At 69.0% G+C, this 1,449-nt stretch carries 1 protein-coding gene and 1 pseudogene; both read right to left on the minus strand.

Annotation, left to right across the window (positions count from 1 at the left end; genetic code table 11):
* Nucleotides 1-288 (minus strand): annotated as a pseudogene (gene proA, locus SY1_RS09155) (glutamate-5-semialdehyde dehydrogenase); the annotation flags it as partial.
* Between the two features lie 109 nt (nt 289-397).
* Entirely contained in the window at nt 398-1,345 is a 948-nt protein-coding gene (locus tag SY1_RS09160) for an AsmA family protein (RefSeq protein ID WP_208873547.1), read from the minus strand.
* Nucleotides 1,346-1,449: the final 104 nt, after the last annotated feature.

The following is a 1,449-nucleotide window of genomic DNA, read 5'->3' on the forward strand; positions in this document are numbered from 1 at the left end:
GTCCGGAAGGGCTGCGACCTCTTCGAGGCCGCGGGCCATGCCCTCGATGCGGTCCCCGTCGAGGGCCAGCCGGTCCAACATCGCGCTGGAGAGCCCTCCGCTCCGCGCCTCCTCCAGGTCCTGGGCGTTCTCCTGAAGGATGTGGCCGCTGCGCTGCCGGAGCAGTGCGGCCATGTTCGTGAGGGCGCGGTTCTTCCGCTCCGCCCCGGCCCCGGCGAGCTCTCGCGCAGCCTCCTGCGCGAGGCGCCCCATCCCGTTCAGGACCTCGTCAATCCTCGCTGTGTCCATGATCTCACGTCCGATCCTTTCAACTTGATAACACTGGCACACTCACAAACCAACGTCCGGCACCGAAGGTCAAACGGCAACCCCCTTCCCCCTGCGCGTCCCGACTCGCTCAGTTGCCGATGTGCAGCAGGTTGTCCAGCAGCTGCTCCGTGAGCTGGTCCTTCGTGGACCGATCCTCCGGGCTCCCGCCGCCGGGGCCGGTGGGGAACTTCAGGTTCAGCCGGAACTGGGTGTCGTCCTTCTGCTTCCGCTGGTTCCCGTTGAGGGCGTCCAGCGGCAGGTAGTCCTGCAGGGGCTTGTCGATCTTCAGATTCAGCAGGCGCAGCTCCTGCCAGCTGTTGGACAGGGTGAAGGAGACGTCCTGGAAGTCCCGGCCCCTCAGCCCGATGGCGCGGCCCAGGGCGTCGCGCACCAGGCCCCCGGACAGCCCGCCCGTCATGTACTGGAACACGCCCTTCAGCGCGCCGAGGATCTGGTCCAGCAGCTTGAGGTCGAATCGCCCCTTGCAGACCAGCTTCAGCCCCTTGCCGGGGACGCCCAGGGAGCCGTTGACGGAGAAGTAGCGGTAGAGCGGCTCATCCGGCCCCGCCGTGGCCTGGGACCCCGGATTCAAAAAGAGGTCCGACCCATCCCAGAAGAAGGTCCCCCGGACGTGCTCGAAGCTGATGCGCTTCGTGGGGGAGATCGCGTCGATGAGGTCCATCCCCCTCAGGCAGCCGCTGGAGGTGATGAAGCGCCCCGCGGCGAAGCTCGTGGCCAGGAAGCCGAAGTTCCCCTTCAGGTCCGCCTCCAGGTCCGCGCTGCCCACCAGCTCGCCCTCCGTCAGGAACGGTGCGGCGAGACGGCCCAGGTCCACGTCCCGCGCGGTCAGCCGGCCCTTCCACCGGGAGCCCTTCAGGTCCGCCTCGACGCTCAGGCGGACGACGCCCCCCGCCAGGTCGGCGCTGCCCTCCTTCATCAGGACCTTTCCCCTCCCCGTCAGGACCGTTATCGGGAGGGAGACGTTCGCGACGTCCACCCCGCCCGCGGCCGTGAGCTTCCTCGACGCGACCGTCACCTCGATGGGACCATCCCCCCGGCGCCGTGCCCCTTGCGCTCACCGTCGCCGCGCCGGAGACCATGCCCACGGCCTGAGGGCCACCTCCGCCGCCAGGGCCTCCA

This window comes from Fretibacterium fastidiosum, from assembly GCF_000210715.1.
Classification (GTDB): Bacteria; Synergistota; Synergistia; order Synergistales; family Aminobacteriaceae; genus Fretibacterium; species Fretibacterium fastidiosum.